Here is a 15,210-nt window from a genome sequence, read left to right as displayed (position 1 = left end):
GGTGCATGATGACACTCAGTGATGCAACGCATCGTGAATCTTTTCTGCCAGCGCGCGGCTGATACCGGGTACCTTGACCAGCTCATCCACGCTGGCGCGCTTTACTTCCTGCAAGCCACCCAGGTATTTCAGCAACGCCTGCCGGCGCTTGGCACCGACACCGGGAATGGACTCCAGGCTGCTGGTGGTGCGTGCCTTGCCTCGCTGGGCCCGATGGCCGGTAATGGCAAAACGGTGCGATTCGTCGCGAATATGCTGGATCAGGTGCAGTGCCGGCAAATCGGCAGGCAAATGCCGCTCTTCGTGGCTGGTGCCCATGATCAGCGTTTCCAGCCCGGGCTTGCGGGTCACGCCCTTGGCCACCCCCACCAGCAGCGGCTGTTTCGGGCTGTCGGCCAGCGCCAGCCCCACCACCGCCTCGGCCTTGCTGAGCTGGCCCAGGCCGCCGTCGATAAACAACACATCTGGCAGGGTATCGGGATCGGCGCCATCAAAGCGTCGGGTCAGGGCCTGCTCCATAGCGGCGTAGTCATCCCCTGGAGTGATGCCACTGATATTGAACCGGCGATAATCGCTCTTGCGCGGGCCATCCTGATCAAACACCACGCACGACGCCACGGTTTTCTCGCCCATGGTGTGGGAGATATCAAAGCACTCCATGCGCGCGATGTCGGCCAGCCCCAGCACTTCCTGCAACTGAGCCAGTCGTTGCCGCTGGGTGCTGCGGTGGGCCAACCGGCTGGCCAGGGCGGTTTCCGCATTGGTACGGGCCAGCTTGACAAAACGGGCCCGCTCACCGCGCACGGCGCTGCGCAGCCGCACTCGGCGGCCATAGTGCTGGCTCAGGGTCTCGCTGATCGGCTCCTCATCGGCCAGGGAGCGATCCAGCAGCACCTCGGCGGGGGCTTCCCGGCCATTGATGCCGGAGAGGTAAAACTGCAGCACAAAGCTTTGCAGGATCTCTTCCGAATCGGTGTCGGGGGCCATGCGCGGAAAATAGCTGCGCCCGCCCAGCACCTTGCCCTGGCGAATAAACAGCACCTGCACACAGGCCTGGCTGCGCTCGGCGGCCAGGCCAATCACGTCGAGGTTGTCGAGCACATTGCCGCTGACAAACTGTTGCTCCTGGACTCGGCGCAGAGCCTGCAGCTGATCACGAAAGCGCGCCGCATCTTCAAAGCGCAGCTCGCGGCTGGCCAGCTCCATGCTGTCGGCCAGATCGGTCAACACCTGCTGGTTCTTGCCTTGGAGAAACAACCGGGCCAGTTGCACCTGATGAGCATATTCTTTGTCACTGATCAGCCCCTTTACGCAGGGGCCGGCACAGCGCTTGAGCTGATACAGCAGGCAGGGGCGGCTGCGATTGGCATAGACACTGTCTTCGCACTGACGCACCGGAAACAGCTTCTGCATCAGATGCAGGCTTTCACGCACCGAATTGCCGTTGGGGTATGGGCCGAAATACTCACCCCGTTTCTTGCGGGCGCCACGGTGAATGTTGATGCGTGGATGAGTGTGATCGGAGATCAGAATATAGGGATAGGACTTGTCGTCCCGCAGCAGCACGTTGTATTTGGGCAGGTGCTGCTTGATCAGGTTGTGCTCCAGGATCAACGCTTCGGTTTCGGTGTGGGTCACCGTCACCTGCACATCGGCAATCTGGCGCACCAGGGCTCGGGTCTTCTCGCCACTGACGCTGGCGCGAAAATAGGAGGAAAGCCGTTTCCTGAGGTTTTTGGCCTTGCCCACATAGATTACCTCGCCCCCGGCGTCATACATCATGTAGACGCCGGGTTGCTCGGTCACGACCTTGAGAAAGGCCCTGGCATCAAACGGCTGACTCATAGCACTACCTGAGCCCTGGCTCAGATCTTTTCCGCGTCGAGCATGCCGTAGCGAATGGCCAGGTGCGTCAGCTCTACATCACCGTTAATGTTCAGTTTACTGAACAGGCGGTAGCGGTAGCTGTTCACGGTTTTCGGACTCAGGTTAAGCTGCTCGGAAATGTCGGTTACCCGCTGCCCCCGCGTGATCATCAGCATGATCTGCAGTTCGCGCTCAGACAACTCCTTGAACGGGTTTTCCTCGTTGGAAAACTGGCTCAGGGCCATGCGCTGGGCAATTTCCGGCGACAGGTAACGCTGACCGCTGTGCACCAGGCGAATGGCGTTGATCATTTCCTCCGGCCCGGCGCCCTTGGTCAGGTAGCCGGACGCTCCCGCCTGCATCACCTTGGTAGGAAAGGGATTTTCGGTATGCACCGTCAGTACGATGATCTTGACGTCGGGATTGAAACGCAAAATTTTGCGGGTGGCTTCCAGTCCACCAATGCCGGGCATGTTCATGTCCATCAGAATGACATCTGGATGATGTTCACGACACCATTGCACGGCTTCCTCACCGCTCTTGGCCTCGCCCGTCACTTTCATTCCCTTAATATCTTCCAGTATGCGTCGGATCCCTGTGCGCACTAACTCATGGTCATCAACCAGGAATACGTTTATCAAAGTTGTTCTCCGACTGCTGTGGCCTGCTTAGCATATATCAATTACCCACGCTTCGCATCATATGGAAAAACGCGGGCCGGCAACCTTGCCCCGCCCGCGCGAACATACCTTAGTATCAAATCCAACGCGGCTTGGCAACTCGGTGCAGGCAAAGCGCAAGGCAAAGCAGAACGGAATCGATACAACAGGCCAAAAAAACGGGCGCCGAAGCGCCCGTTGTCATGGTTGATTCTGCCACCAAGGTTCAGAACACGCCGTCGTCTTCGCTCGGCAGCTGACGATATTCAATGTCGGCAGCGGCCCGCAGGGCGCTGATCAGGCTCTGGTAATCCCGCTGTCCCTGTACCCGGCCCTGGCCCTGACGAATTTGTGCCAGTTGCTCGGAAGGCTGCTCGGGGGTCACCACCTCGGTCAGGCGCAGCACCGCCTGATCGCCGTCGGCCAGGGTCAGACTGGTCAGCGAAGGCGCCTTCTCCGGTGCCGGCATGGCGAACAGGGCGTTCAGCAGGGCTGGCGGCTGGGGGCTTTCCCGGGTCAGAGCGGCCAGTTCGGTCCGCTCCAGCCCCTGCTCGTCCAGCCAGGTGTCGATGTCACCCTCGGCCCAGCGCTGTTGCAGCGCCTCGGCGGCCTCGGCGGCCAGTTCGGCGGCCTTGTCTTTCAGCGCCAGGGCGCGAGCCTGATCTTTGACCTCGTCGAAGTCACGCACGGCGGCGGGCTGATAATCCAGCACCCGCAGCACCAGGGCGGTGTTGTCGTCGAGCTCAATCAAATCCGAGTTCATGCCCTGCTCCCGCAGGCGGCTTGAGAATGCCTCGGTGAGCACACGCGGATCCTGCAGCTCGGCGGGGGCCGCGGCGGCAGAGATAAAGTCGGTAGAGCGCACTTCCAGCCCCAGCTCCTGAGCGACCATGTCGAGGGAGTCCGGAAACTCAAAGGCCAGCTCCGCCAGCCGCTGCTCACGATTATAGAAATCGTCGCTGGCCTGCTCGGCGGCCAGGCGCTCGGCAATGGCGTCACGCACGTCTTCCAGCGGGCGGGTTTGCGCCGGTCGAACTTCCAGCAGCTTGATCAGGTGCAGGCCAAAGTCGCTTTCCACCACAGCAGACACTTCGCCTTCGTCGCTCAGGGCAAAGGCGGCTTCGTCAAAGGCGGGATCCAGGGTGCCGGCTTCCATCCACTCCAGCTCGCCACCGTTTTCGCCGGAGAACACGTCTTCCGACTCGGTACGGGCCAGTTCGGCAAAGTCCTCACCGGCGGCCAGGCGTTCGGCAAGGGCGGTAATCTTCTGCTCGGCGTCATCATCCTTGGCCACCATGATATGGGCCACCCGGCGCTGTTCGGGACGGGAGTAACTAGCCTGGTTGGCACGGTAATAGTCTTCAATGGCCTGCTCGTCGATATCACCGGCAGACACATTGCCGGCATCCAGCAATACATAGTTAAGCTTCACCTGCTCGGGGCGCTGAAACTGCTCGGGGTGCGCCTGATACCAGGCCTCGGCGTCTTCATCGCTGATCTCGGCGTTGGCTTCAAACTGTGCCAACGGCAGGCGCACCAGCTCGGCACTGCGCTGCTGACGGCTCAGCCGATCCAGCAGGCCGGCCTCGCTTTCCAGGGAAAACGAGGAGCCCACCACGGCATTCAGCAGCATCTGGCGGTTCAGATCCTGGCGAATGCTGTCACGCAGTTGCTCCGGGCTCAGGTTGTTGCGGCTCAGCAGTTGCAGGTAACGGTCGTTGTCAAACTTGCCGTCCACCTGAAACTCCGGCAGGGCACGAATGGCGTTGCGCACCTGCTTATCGCTGGCGCGCAGGCCCAGCTCGGCAATTTTCTGATCGATCAGTCGCTGTTCCACCAGCTGCTCCAGCACCGAGCGGCGCAGCTGCTCCACATAGGCAGGATCGGCCAGCAGCTGGCTGAGCTGTTCACCCAGCTGGCTTTCCAGACGGGCCCGTTCGTTGCGGTAGGCGTTTTCCAGGGTCTGGGCAGGAATTTCATCACCGTTGACCACGGCGGCCGCTTCCTGCACCGGACGCGTCACATAGCTGCCCACCCCGGCCAGGGCGAAGGACAGTATGATGGCCCCCAGAATGATCTTGGAGGTGGTACCCTGGGCACCCTCTCTCAATTTGTCGAAAAACATAAGTTGTTGTTGCTCCCGTGGACGGCACCGCCGCCATTTCCGAAAGAAAAAAAGCGCACCACCGGATGCGCCTTTCGGATTCAGACCCGTCGGCTCTTCAGGAACCGGCGCACTGTGTTCAGTTAACGGCGTCTTTCAGTGCCTTGCCGGCCTTGAATGCCGGGGTTTTGGCGGCGGCGATTTCAATGGCAGCGCCGGTTTGCGGGTTACGGCCGGTACGGGCGGCACGCTCACGCACTTCAAAGGTGCCAAAGCCGACCAGAGAGACAGAGTCACCGTCTTTCAGGGTCTCGGTCACCGCTTCCACGAAGGCGTCCAGCGCGCGGCCGGCAGATGCCTTGGTGATGTCGGCGCCATCGGCGATTCTGTCAATCAGTTGAGATTTATTCACTGTCATTCCCCTTGTCATTTTTGGTGTTGGTCGGATGACACAACCCTGATCGTTGTTATTGACGCCCTCGGCGCACAACCCATCATCGGCGGGCTGGCATCGTTCCGTGTTGAGGGCGGCCACAAAGCAATCCAAGGCTACTGCGAGTCTTGGCCGCTGACAAGCCTCAAACCGCGGCCTGTCGTCAAAAAGCTCAGGCCGACGCCACCGCAAAGCCTTCCGGCGGTTGTTCCAGCGCCAGCTCCAGCACATCGTCTACCCAGCGCACCGGGTGAATTTCCAGGTCGCCCTTGACGTTTTCCGGAATTTCCTCCAGATCGCGCTCGTTCTCCGCCGGAATCACCACCCGCTTGATGCCACCCCGGTGAGCCGCCAGCAGTTTTTCCTTGAGGCCGCCAATGGGCAGCACTTCGCCGCGCAGGGTGATCTCGCCGGTCATGGCCACATCGGCCCGCACCGGGTTGCCGGTCAGGCTGGACACCAGGGCGGTACACATGGCGATACCGGCGCTGGGACCATCCTTGGGGGTGGCGCCTTCGGGCACGTGCACGTGAATGTCACGTTTTTCGTAGAAGTCGGCATTGATGCGCCATTTCTCGGCACGGGAGCGTACCACCGTCATCGCCGCCTGAATGGACTCCTGCATTACGTCGCCCAGAGAGCCGGTATAGCTGAGCTTGCCCTTGCCCGGTACGTTGGCCACTTCAATGGTCAGCAGATCGCCGCCCACTTCGGTCCAGGCCAGGCCGGTCACCTGACCAATCTGGTTGCTCTCTTCCGCCTTGCCGTAGTCAAAGCGGGCCACGCCCAGATACTTCTTCAGGTTGTCACCATTGATAACGACCTGCTTGATGTCCTTGTTGAGCAAAATTTCCTTCACCGCCTTACGGCACAGCTTGGAAATTTCCCGCTCCAGGCTGCGCACCCCGGCTTCCCGGGTGTAGTAGCGAATAATGCCGATAATGGCGGAGTCTTCCACCACCACTTCGCTTTCCTTCAGGCCATTACGGCTGATCTGTTTGGCCAGCAGGTGGCGACGGGCAATGTTAAGCTTTTCATCTTCGGTGTAACCCGACAGCCGAATTACTTCCATGCGGTCCAGGAGCGGGCCGGGAATGTGCATGGAGTTGGAGGTGGCCACAAACATAACGTCGGACAGATCGTAATCCACTTCCAGGTAGTGATCGTTAAAGCTGTGGTTCTGCTCCGGATCCAGTACCTCAAGCAGCGCCGAGGCCGGATCGCCGCGCATGTCGGACGACATCTTGTCGATTTCATCCAGCAGGAACAGCGGGTTGCGCACCCCTACCTTGGCCATTTTCTGGATCAGCTTGCCGGGCATGGAGCCGATATAAGTGCGGCGATGACCCCGAATTTCGGCTTCATCGCGCACGCCACCCAGGGCCATACGCACATACTTGCGGCCGGTGGCCTTGGCCACGGACTGACCCAGGGAGGTCTTGCCCACGCCGGGCGGTCCCACCAGGCACAAAATCGGGCCCTTGAGCTTGCTGGTACGGCTCTGCACCGCCAGGTACTCGATAATGCGTTCCTTGACCTTTTCCAGGCCGTAGTGATCGGCGTCGAGCACTTCTTCGGCCTTGGCCAGGTCTTTTTTCACCTTGGACTTTTTCTTCCAGGGCACCGACACCATCCAGTCGATGTAGCCACGTACCACGGTGGCCTCCGCCGACATGGGCGACATCATCTTGAGCTTGGCCAGCTCCGCCTCGGCCTTTTGCTTAGCTTCGTCGGTCATGCCGGCGTCGTCGATTTTCTGTTGCAGCGCCTCGAATTCGTCGGGCACGTCGTCCAGCTCGCCAAGTTCCTTCTGAATGGCCTTCATCTGCTCATTCAGATAGTACTCGCGCTGGCTCTTTTCCATCTGCTTCTTGACCCGGGCGCGAATGCGGCGCTCCACCTGCAGCAGATCCATTTCCGCTTCCATCATCGCCATCAGGTACTCGAGGCGTTCGCCCACGTCGGCGATCTCCAGCACCTTCTGCTTGTCTTCCAGCTTCAACGGCATGTGGGCGGCCATGGTGTCGGCCAGGCGGGCGGCGTCTTCAATGGCGGTGAGCGAGGTCAGCACCTCGGGCGGAATCTTCTTGTTGAGCTTGATGTAGCCTTCAAACTGGGTAATGGCAGAGCGCACCAGCACTTCCTGCTCACGCTCGTCCAGGGCCTGAGTGGCCAGGTACTGGGCCTCGGCCACGAAGTAGCCGTCCTCTTCGCGCAGCTGTTCCAGACGGGCGCGCTGGGCGCCTTCCACCAGTACCTTGACAGTGCCGTCGGGCAGTTTGAGCATCTGCAACACATTGGCCACGGTGCCGACCTGGTAGACATCATCCACACCGGGATCGTCGGTGGACGCATCTTTCTGAGCTATCAGCAGTACCTTCTTGTCCTGCTCCATGGCCGCTTCCAGGCAGCGAATGGATTTTTCCCGGCCCACGAACAACGGGATCACCATATGGGGGTAAACCACCACGTCACGGAGAGGCAGGACGGGAGTTTCGATGCGTTCGGAACGCTCTAGGGTCATAATGTCCTCTCGGCTTGAATGCAATTTATAAGCGCTTGGGGGAGTATATGGGGGCGGGATCGCAAGATTCAATCGCTACGGCGGCAAAAACGAAAAAAGGGGCATAAAGCCCCTTATATCAGCTCAAAAAAGCCGCGGTCAGTCGCCGGAAGCGGCCTGAGCCTCGCCCTTCTCATAAATGAGAATGGGGTCGGATTCACCCTTGATCACGGTTTCGTCGATCACCACCTTGGACACGTCGTCCATGGACGGCAGATCATACATGGTGTTGAGCAGCACGGCTTCCACAATGGAGCGCAGGCCCCGGGCACCGGTCTTGCGTTCCATGGCCTTGCGGGCGATGGAGCGCAGGGCGTCGTCACGGAACTCCAGCTCAACGTCTTCCAGCGCGAACAGGGCACCATACTGCTTGGTGAGGGCGTTCTTGGGCTCGGACAGAATCTGCACCAAGGCGTCTTCGTCGAGCTCGGTCAGGGTTGCCACCACCGGCAGACGACCGATGAACTCGGGGATAAGGCCGTACTTGACCAGATCTTCCGGCTCCACGCGAGTGAAGATGTCACTCAGGGAAGCCTTCTGATCCTTGGCCTTGACCTCGGCGCCAAAGCCGATGCCGGTGCCGTGGTCCATGCGCTGTTCAATCACCTTGTCGAGGCCGGCAAAGGCACCACCACAGATAAACAGGATCTTGGAAGTGTCTACCTGCAGAAACTCCTGCTGGGGATGCTTGCGGCCCCCTTGAGGCGGCACCGAGGCCACCGTGCCTTCAATCAGCTTGAGCAGCGCCTGCTGCACACCCTCGCCCGACACGTCCCGGGTAATGGAGGGGTTATCGGACTTGCGGGAAATCTTGTCGATTTCGTCGATATAGACAATGCCGCGCTGGGCCTTTTCCACGTCGTAATCACACTTCTGCAGCAGCTTCTGAATGATGTTTTCGACGTCTTCACCCACATAACCGGCCTCGGTCAGGGTAGTGGCGTCCGCCATGGTAAAGGGCACATCCAGCAGCCTGGCCAGGGTCTCGGCCAGCAGGGTTTTACCCGAGCCGGTGGGGCCGATCAGCAGAATGTTGGACTTGCCCAGTTCTACCCCGTCGGTGGAGCCGGCATTGCGCAGTCGCTTGTAGTGGTTGTAAACCGCCACCGCCAATACCTTTTTGGCGTGGTCCTGACCGATGACATAATCATCCAGATGGGCACGGATCTCGTGGGGCGTGGGCAGGGCGTCGCCGTCACGCTTGGGCGAAATATCCTTGATCTCTTCACGAATAATGTCTTCGCACAGTTCAACACATTCGTCACAAATGTAGACGGAAGGGCCGGCGATCAGCTTGCGTACTTCGTGTTGGCTCTTACCGCAAAAGGAACAGTACAGCAGTTTGCCGCCATCCCCTTCGCCCTTGCGTTTGTCTGTCATTCAGTCACCTCTTGTGGATACAGCGCGGGGCTCAGCCCTGTCGGCTCTACTGCACAGTGTACAGCACCCCGCCCCGCTTTGCTCAGTCGCGCTTGAGAAGCACCTCGTCAACCAGGCCGTATTCTTTGGCCTGAACCGCCGACATGAAGTTGTCGCGGTCGGTATCGCGCTCGACCACCGCCAGATCCTGGCCGGTGTGCTCGGCCAGCAGGCGGTTGAGCTTTTCCTTGATATAGAGAATTTCCTTGGCGTGGATCTGAATGTCCGACGCCTGCCCCTGAAAGCCGCCCAGAGGCTGGTGAATCATCACCCGGCTGTTGGGCAGGGCAAAACGCTTGCCCGGCGCACCGCCGGCGAGCAGGAAGGCACCCATGGAGCAGGCCTGACCCATGCACACCGTACTGACGTCCGGCTTGATGAACTGCATGGTGTCATAGATGGACATACCCGCGGTCACCGAGCCGCCCGGCGAGTTGATATAGAGGTAAATGTCCTTTTCCGGGTTCTCCGACTCCAGGAACAGCAACTGGGCGCAGATCAGGTTGGCCATGTGGTCTTCAACCTGGCCGGTGAGGAAGATCACCCGCTCCTTCAGCAGGCGCGAGTAGATATCGTAGGAACGCTCGCCCTTGGCCGTCTGCTCCACCACCATGGGGATCAGGGCGGCCAGGGGTCCGTCCATCATCGGATTCTGGTTGTCTGACATAAGATTCTTGTCCCTAAAACAAAATGGCCCGAGTGCACATACACTGGGGCCATTATACGCAAGAGCTTGATGCTTAAGTCAAATGATCTTAAGCGCCAACGCCCGGCTTGTTCATCACGTCGTCAAAAGAAACCTGCTTGTCGGTCACCTTGGCCTGAGACAGCACGAACTCAACGGCCTGATCTTCAACGGCCAGGCTGCGCACGTTTTCCAGCAGCTGAGGGTTGTCGTTGTAGTAGGCTACCACTTCGGTCGGATCTTCGTAGGCGGAAGCCATGGAAGCGATGATTTCCTGAACCTTGGCGTCGTCGGCCTTGATTTCGTTGGTCTTGATCAGCTCACCCAGCAGCAGGCCCACGCGTACACGACGCTCGGCCTGATCCTTGAACAGCTCGGCCGGCAGTTGCGGGGCGTTTTTGGCGTCCATACCGCCAAAGCGCTGCAGCGCCTGCTTGCGCAGGGTGTCCACTTCGCCGTCGATCAGGGACTGGGGTACGTCGATTTCGTTCTGCTCCAGCAGACCGTCGATCACCTGCTCCTTCACGGAAGCTTTCAGGGCCTGGGCCAGCTCGCGTTCCATGTTCTTGCGCACCTCGGCCTTCAGGCCGTCTACGGTGCCATCGGCGATGCCGAAGCGCTTGACGAACTCTTCGGTCAGCTCGGGCAGCTGCTGGGCTTCCACCTTGGTCAGGGTGATGGCGAAGCTGGCGGGCTTGCCCTTCAGGTTTTCGGCGTGGTATTCCTCGGGGAAGGTCACTTCGATGGTGAACTCGTCACCGGCCTTCTTGCCCAGCAGGCCGTCTTCAAAGCCCGGAATCATGCGGCCGGAGCCCAGTACCAGCACGAAGTCTTCGGCCTTGCCGCCTTCGAACTCTTCGCCGTCTACGGAGCCCACGAAGTTCATGGTCACCCGGTCGCCGTCTTCGGCGGCGCGGTCGGCTTCAGTCCAGTCGGCATGCTGCTTGCGCAGGGTGTCGATCATGTTGTCCAGATCGGCGTCGGTGACTTCGGCCTGCGGCTTTTCAACGGAGACCGCGTCCAGACCTTTCACTTCCACTTCCGGATACACTTCAAAGGTGGCGGTAAAGGTAAAGTCTTCGCCGGCCTTGATGGGGGTCGGCTCCATGGCGGGCATGCCGGCCGGGTTGAGCTTTTCGCTCATCACGGCTTCAAAAAAGTTGCGCTGCATCAGCTCGCCGGCCACGTCGGCTTCGACGGACGCACCGAACATTTTCTTGATAACGGTCAGCGGGGCCTTGCCAGGACGAAAGCCGTCGATACGGCGGGTTTTGGCCAGCTGACGCAGGCGGCTGTTCACTTCACCGGTAACCTGCTCGGCGGGAACAGTGATGGTCAGGCGGCGCTCCAGGCCCTGGGTCGTCTCTACAGAAACTTGCATTCTTTTACCTCAATTTTCTTCAGCACGGCGGTGCTGACCCTGTGATGTTTGAAACAGCCCGGGCTGCTCCTTGAATCCTGGTGAAGACGATGTCTTCGCTAAAATACAGACGCGGCATTATAACGGCGCGCTTTCCAAGCGTCGAGGGACGATGGCGTACCGACGGGCAGGATATGGGGCTAAAATGCCGGTTTTCAAGGCTAACCGGCAAATTGTGGCCTTATTCCACCTTGAAACAGGCCACTTGGTGAGCAACCGGGCCTTCCATCTCGGGCATGGCCCGCGCGCATCCCTGATCGGCCAGCGGGCAGCGGGTGCGAAACACGCACCCCGAGGACGGGCTCAGGGGAGACGGCGGCTCACCCTCGAGCAGTTGCACGCGTTTGCCCCGCTCCGCGTCCGGGTCGGGAATGGGCACGGCACTGAGCAAGGCTTGCGTGTAAGGGTGTTTCGGGTGGTGGTAGAGGGCATGCTTGTCGGCCAGCTCCACCCCATGGCCCAGATACATCACCAGCACTCGGTTCGAGATATGGCGTACCACCGACAGATCGTGGGCAATAAAGATTAGCGCCAGGCCCATTTCCCGCTGCAAGTCTTTCAGCAGGTTGATCACCTGGGCCTGCACCGACACATCCAGCGCCGACACCGGCTCGTCACAAATAATCAGCTTTGGCTTTAAAATCAGCGCCCGGGCAATGCCAATGCGCTGGCACTGGCCCCCGGAAAACTCGTGGGGGTAGCGGTTGACCAGGCTGGGCAACAAGCCCACCCGCTCCATCATGGCTGCTACCCGCTGGCGCACTTCGACCCTGCCCTGATGCGGTTCAAAGGTAACGAGGGGTTCGGCGATAATGTCACCCACCGTCATGCGTGGATTGAGCGAGGCCAGCGGATCCTGAAAAATCATCTGCACGTCCCGGCGCAGCGCGCGCCACTCTCTGGCCGCCAGCCCGCCAAGCGCCCTGCCCCGCCAGGCCACGCTGCCAGCGGTGGCGGGCACCAGGCCGATAATCGCCCGGGCCAGGGTGGACTTGCCGCAGCCCGACTCCCCCACTATCCCTAAGGTTTCCCCCGGCGCCAGGGTGAAGCTGACCCCGTCCACCGCCCTCAATACAGCTGCCGGCTGCCAGGGCCAGGCGTGCCTGGGGCGCACGGAAAAGTGCACTCGCAGGTCGTCGACGCACAGCCACGGCTCAGTCATGGGAAATATCCAGAAAGCAGGCGCTGCGCCGGCCCATGCCCACGTCCCTTAGCGGCGGCACCTGCTCCCGGCAACGCGCAAACACATGGGGGCAGCGCTGCTGAAAGGGGCAGCCCGTCGGTCGGTGCAGCAGGCTGGGCGGATCACCGGCAATGGTGACCAGCTTTCCGGCATCGGTGTCGAGCCGGGGAACCGCCCGCAACAACCCCTGAGTATAAGGATGGGCAGGATGGTAAAAGAGGCTGCGCACTGGAGCGGTTTCCATGGTGCGGCCGGCATACATCACCAGCACTCGATCACAACTGCCGGCCACCACCCCCAGATCGTGGGTGATCAGCATGATGGCGGTGCCGAACTCGGTTTTCAGCTCGTTGAGCAGGCTCATGATCTGGGCCTGCACGGTCACGTCCAGGGCGGTGGTGGGCTCGTCGGCAATCAGCAGGCTGGGCCGACACAGCAGCGCCATGGCGATCATCACCCGCTGGCGCATGCCGCCGGAGAATTCGTGGGGGTAGCGATTCATGCGATCCCGCGCCTCGGGAATTTGTACCGCTTCAAGCATGCGCACCGACTCATTCACGGCATCCTGGCGACCCATGCCCTTGTGCAGCGCCAGTACCTCCGTCAGCTGCTCGCCCACTTTCATATAAGGGTTGAGGGAGGTCATGGGATCCTGAAAAATCATGGCGACCTCTTGGGCACGAATGCGATTGAGCTTTCGCTCCGGCAGGCCCAGCAGCTCCCTGCCCCGGTAGCGCAGGCTGCCCGTGGCGCGGCCATTTTTGGCCAGCAGGCCCATGATGGCAAAGGCCGTCTGGCTCTTGCCCGAGCCCGACTCGCCCACCAGCCCCAGGGTCTCGCCGGCGTTAAGGGTAAAGCTCAGCTCGTCGACCGCCACCACTTGTCCTTCATGAGTGGTGAACGCCACCCTGAGGCCATCGACCTTTAACAACGCCATGTTCGTTTCCATCAGCGGTCCCGCGGATCCAGGGCGTCCCGCAGGCCGTCCCCGAGAAAGTTGAAACAAAACAGGGCCACCACCATAAAGCCGGCGGGAAACAACAGCTGCCAGGGGGCCACTTCCATCGATTTGGCCCCCTCGTCCAGCAGCGCCCCCCAGCTGGTCATGGGCTCCTGTACCCCCAGGCCGAGAAAGCTGAGAAAAGACTCAAACAAAATCATGCCCGGCACCAGCAGGGTGGCATACACCACCACAATGCCGAGCACATTGGGCACGATATGGCGAGTGATAATGCGCAGCCGGCTGACGCCGCACACCTCGGCCGCCTCGATAAACTCTCTGCCCTTCAGGCTCAGGGTCTGACCGCGCACGATGCGCGCCATGTCGAGCCAGCTCACCGCGCCGATGGCAAAGAAAATCAGGCCGATATTGCGACCAAAGAAGGTCACCAGCAGGATCACGAAAAACATGAAGGGAAAGGCATAGAGGATTTCCAGTATACGCATCATCACCCTGTCGGTGCGTCCACCCATAAAGCCGGCGATGGCGCCGTACAGGGTGCCGATCACCACCGCCACCAGGGCGCCGAGCAACCCCACCATCAGCGACATACGCCCGCCGATCAGGGTGCGCACAAACAGATCCCGGCCCAGGGAGTCGGTACCGAAATAATGGCCGCCGGCCAGCGCCGGCGCCGCCATCATGGCGCCCCAGTCGGGCTCGTCCAGGCTGTAGCGCGACAGCGCCGGCCCCACCAGCACCAGCAGGGCCATCAGCAGCAGGATCAGCATGCTGGCCAGGGCCGCCCGGTTGCGAAAGAAACGCCGCCGGGCGTCGCCCCATAGCGAGCGGCCCTGCACTTCCAGTTCGCCGGCAAACTGGGCCACCGCCGCGGTCTTGTCCCGGGTTGTCATCATGCGCGCCTCAATAACGGATTTTGGGATCGATCAGGGCATAGAGAATGTCGACCACCGCATTAAAGGTAATGGTGAGCGCACCCACCAGTATGGTGAGCCCCAGCACCATGGAGTAGTCACGGTTCAGCGCCCCGTTGACGAACAACTGGCCGATGCCAGGCAGGCCAAAGATGGTCTCGATGACCACGGAGCCGGTAATGATGCCCACAAAGGCCGGTCCCAGGTAAGACACCACCGGCAGCAGCGCCGGACGCAGGGCATGGCGCAACACAATACGCGCCATGGGCAGACCCTTGGCCCTGGCGGTGCGAATAAAGGGGGCATTCAGCACTTCGATCATGGCGCCGCGCATGATGCGGGCAATGGTGGCGATGTAGTGCATCATCATGGCGGTGACCGGTAGCAACAGATATTGCCAACCCCCGTCCTGCCAGCCCCCGGCGGGCAACCATTGCAGCCAGATGGCGAACACCAGGATCAGCAACGGCGCCAGTACAAAGGACGGGATAACCACCCCCAGCATGGCGCCGGACATCACCATATGGTCCATCAGGCTGTTTTGTTTTAGCGCCGCCACCATGCCCGCAGCCACGCCCAGCAGCACGGCCCCGGTAAAGGCAAACAGGCCGATGCGGGCCGACACCGGCAGCGCCTGGGCCACCAGCTCGTTCACGGTGAAATCCCGGTACTTGAACGAGGGGCCGAGATCCCCTCGGGCCAGGTTGCCGAGGTAGGTGAAATACTGCTCCAGCACCGGCTTGTCAAAGCCGTATTTGGCCTCGATGTTGGCCATGATCTCGGGAGGCAGTGCGCGCTCGGTGCTGAAGGGATTGCCGGGGGCAAAGCGCATCATGAAAAACGACAGGGTGATCAGCACCAGCAGGGTGGGAATGGCTTCCAGTAGTCTTTTGATTATGAATGTAAACATGGCGCCCCTATGTCTGCCGATGACTTGCTATCCCCTTAGGGCCCGATTTCAGCCGGACGTATTTACCGGCAGGCCAGCCCCCGCTCAAACGGG

Annotated in this window: 12 protein-coding genes; all 12 read right to left on the bottom strand. The window is 60.7% G+C overall.

Annotated features, from left to right (window positions below; all coding sequences use genetic code 11):
* Nucleotides 1-15: 15 nt before the first annotated feature.
* Entirely contained in the window at nt 16-1,845 is a 1,830-nt protein-coding gene (uvrC, locus tag OJHNALOF_RS14395) for an excinuclease ABC subunit UvrC (RefSeq protein ID WP_165662445.1), read from the bottom strand.
* Nucleotides 1,846-1,865: 20 nt separating this feature from the next.
* Nucleotides 1,866-2,507: a UvrY/SirA/GacA family response regulator transcription factor gene (gene uvrY / locus OJHNALOF_RS14390; RefSeq protein WP_094199071.1), complete on the bottom strand. Its 642-nt coding sequence runs from the start codon at nt 2,505-2,507 to the stop codon at nt 1,866-1,868.
* Nucleotides 2,508-2,751: 244 nt separating this feature from the next.
* Nucleotides 2,752-4,650 carry a SurA N-terminal domain-containing protein gene (locus OJHNALOF_RS14385; RefSeq protein WP_165662444.1) on the bottom strand — a complete coding sequence of 633 codons (1,899 nt, stop codon included), beginning with the start codon at nt 4,648-4,650 and terminating at the stop codon, nt 2,752-2,754.
* Between the two features lie 118 nt (nt 4,651-4,768).
* Nucleotides 4,769-5,059 (bottom strand): HU family DNA-binding protein, encoded by a 291-nt coding sequence (locus OJHNALOF_RS14380; RefSeq protein ID WP_165662602.1) that lies wholly within the window; start codon nt 5,057-5,059, stop codon nt 4,769-4,771.
* A gap of 175 nt (nt 5,060-5,234) precedes the next feature.
* On the bottom strand, nt 5,235-7,586 hold the full coding sequence (gene lon / locus OJHNALOF_RS14375; RefSeq protein ID WP_094199069.1) for an endopeptidase La: 2,352 nt from the start codon (nt 7,584-7,586) through the stop codon (nt 5,235-5,237).
* Nucleotides 7,587-7,724: 138 nt separating this feature from the next.
* The gene (gene clpX, locus OJHNALOF_RS14370; RefSeq protein ID WP_165662443.1) at nt 7,725-9,005 is read right to left on the bottom strand and encodes an ATP-dependent protease ATP-binding subunit ClpX; all 1,281 of its coding nucleotides are present in this window, start codon (nt 9,003-9,005) and stop codon (nt 7,725-7,727) included.
* Between the two features lie 82 nt (nt 9,006-9,087).
* Nucleotides 9,088-9,711 carry an ATP-dependent Clp endopeptidase proteolytic subunit ClpP gene (gene clpP / locus OJHNALOF_RS14365; protein ID WP_094199067.1) on the bottom strand — a complete coding sequence of 208 codons (624 nt, stop codon included), beginning with the start codon at nt 9,709-9,711 and terminating at the stop codon, nt 9,088-9,090.
* A gap of 88 nt (nt 9,712-9,799) precedes the next feature.
* Entirely contained in the window at nt 9,800-11,110 is a 1,311-nt protein-coding gene (tig, locus tag OJHNALOF_RS14360; protein ID WP_094199066.1) for a trigger factor, read from the bottom strand.
* Nucleotides 11,111-11,330: 220 nt separating this feature from the next.
* The gene (gene oppF, locus OJHNALOF_RS14355) at nt 11,331-12,311 is read right to left on the bottom strand and encodes a murein tripeptide/oligopeptide ABC transporter ATP binding protein OppF (protein ID WP_165662442.1); all 981 of its coding nucleotides are present in this window, start codon (nt 12,309-12,311) and stop codon (nt 11,331-11,333) included.
* Entirely contained in the window at nt 12,304-13,269 is a 966-nt protein-coding gene (locus OJHNALOF_RS14350; protein WP_165662441.1) for an oligopeptide/dipeptide ABC transporter ATP-binding protein, read from the bottom strand. Before OJHNALOF_RS14350 ends, oppF begins: the two co-directional genes overlap by 8 nt.
* Nucleotides 13,270-13,280: 11 nt before the next feature.
* Nucleotides 13,281-14,189: an oligopeptide ABC transporter permease OppC gene (gene oppC, locus OJHNALOF_RS14345; protein WP_165662440.1), complete on the bottom strand. Its 909-nt coding sequence runs from the start codon at nt 14,187-14,189 to the stop codon at nt 13,281-13,283.
* A 7-nt stretch (nt 14,190-14,196) separates the two neighbouring features.
* Complete coding sequence (gene oppB / locus OJHNALOF_RS14340; RefSeq protein WP_165662439.1) at nt 14,197-15,117, bottom strand: oligopeptide ABC transporter permease OppB; 921 nt, start codon at nt 15,115-15,117, stop codon at nt 14,197-14,199.
* Nucleotides 15,118-15,210: the final 93 nt, after the last annotated feature.

It is taken from the genome of Oceanimonas sp. MB9, from assembly GCF_011319775.1.
GTDB lineage: Bacteria > Pseudomonadota > Gammaproteobacteria > Enterobacterales > Aeromonadaceae > Oceanimonas > Oceanimonas doudoroffii.
This window is presented reverse-complemented; position numbering and strand designations above follow the sequence as displayed.

Bases quoted from the DNA above. Each gene is read 5' to 3' on its own strand.
- tig (WP_094199066.1), bottom strand. From the start codon at position 11,110: ATGCAAGTTTCTGTAGAGACGACCCAGGGCCTGGAGCGCCGCCTGACC.
- uvrC (WP_165662445.1), bottom strand. From the start codon at position 1,845: ATGAGTCAGCCGTTTGATGCCAGGGCCTTTCTCAAGGTCGTGACCGAG.
- clpX (WP_165662443.1), bottom strand. From the start codon at position 9,005: ATGACAGACAAACGCAAGGGCGAAGGGGATGGCGGCAAACTGCTGTAC.
- oppF (WP_165662442.1), bottom strand. From the start codon at position 12,311: ATGACTGAGCCGTGGCTGTGCGTCGACGACCTGCGAGTGCACTTTTCC.
- OJHNALOF_RS14380 (WP_165662602.1), bottom strand. From the start codon at position 5,059: ATGACAAGGGGAATGACAGTGAATAAATCTCAACTGATTGACAGAATC.
- clpP (WP_094199067.1), bottom strand. From the start codon at position 9,711: ATGTCAGACAACCAGAATCCGATGATGGACGGACCCCTGGCCGCCCTG.
- oppB (WP_165662439.1), bottom strand. From the start codon at position 15,117: ATGTTTACATTCATAATCAAAAGACTACTGGAAGCCATTCCCACCCTG.
- lon (WP_094199069.1), bottom strand. From the start codon at position 7,586: ATGACCCTAGAGCGTTCCGAACGCATCGAAACTCCCGTCCTGCCTCTC.
- OJHNALOF_RS14385 (WP_165662444.1), bottom strand. From the start codon at position 4,650: ATGTTTTTCGACAAATTGAGAGAGGGTGCCCAGGGTACCACCTCCAAG.
- oppC (WP_165662440.1), bottom strand. From the start codon at position 14,189: ATGATGACAACCCGGGACAAGACCGCGGCGGTGGCCCAGTTTGCCGGC.
- OJHNALOF_RS14350 (WP_165662441.1), bottom strand. From the start codon at position 13,269: ATGGCGTTGTTAAAGGTCGATGGCCTCAGGGTGGCGTTCACCACTCAT.